This is a genomic window from Peribacillus sp. SIMBA_075 (assembly GCF_046534585.1).
Genome location: NZ_JAWRYN010001566.1, coordinates 1 through 237 on the forward strand (window position 1 = coordinate 1; position 237 = coordinate 237).

A 237-nucleotide genomic window follows, 5' to 3' on the forward strand; every position below is an offset into this window, starting at 1 on the left:
CAGCAATTTCCTCACTCAAGCCTTTTTCTATCCATGTGTTCTTTGCCTGTTTTAAGTGAAAATCTAGTTCGGTTGCTACAAAACTCTTTGCTTCTTTTGATTTAATATGATTCGTAACTTCGCTTACAAAACGATCCCCTTTTTTATTCAATTTCGCCTCACTCCTGTACTAAGCCTTTTAATATAAATTGTACCTTCGTAGCATTTTTCTCTGCCTTTCGCAGCATCTTTCTTCCT

At 36.3% G+C, this 237-nt stretch carries 2 pseudogenes; both read right to left on the reverse strand.

The features are described 5' to 3' along the window. A pseudogene (locus SB775_RS33685) lies at positions 1 to 151 on the reverse strand (FtsW/RodA/SpoVE family cell cycle protein); the annotation flags it as partial. Positions 152 to 158: 7 nt separating this feature from the next. Beyond that, positions 159 to 237 (reverse strand): annotated as a pseudogene (gene lstR, locus SB775_RS33690) (PadR family transcriptional regulator); the annotation flags it as partial.